Source organism: Fulvivirga lutimaris, assembly GCF_009711525.1.
GTDB classification, from domain to species: Bacteria; Bacteroidota; Bacteroidia; order Cytophagales; family Cyclobacteriaceae; genus Fulvivirga; species Fulvivirga lutimaris.
Genome location: NZ_SMLV01000010.1, coordinates 1 through 241, shown reverse-complemented (window position 1 = coordinate 241; position 241 = coordinate 1). Strand labels below are relative to the sequence as shown.

Below are 241 nucleotides of genomic sequence, written 5' to 3'. Positions count from 1 at the left end.
TGAAGCAACAGAGTAACCTAATGCCTTCTTCTCTCTTTCAATACCAACTGCTGTTACAACAACTTCTGAAAGTTGCTTCACGTCAGGAGACATTTGTACATCAATAACTGATCTGGTACCTACGCTTACTTCTTCAGTAGCCAAACCAATAAATGAAAATACTAATGTACCACCTTCTGATGGCACAGATAATTTAAAGTTACCGTCAATATCGGTAACAGTACCGTTAGTTGTACCTTTT

General features: G+C 37.8%; 1 protein-coding gene. It reads right to left on the bottom strand.

Going from position 1 to position 241, the window contains the following annotated elements:
- A partial coding sequence (locus E1140_RS00020) for a carboxypeptidase-like regulatory domain-containing protein (protein ID WP_155177920.1) occupies positions 1 to 241 on the bottom strand: 241 nt, incomplete at both ends.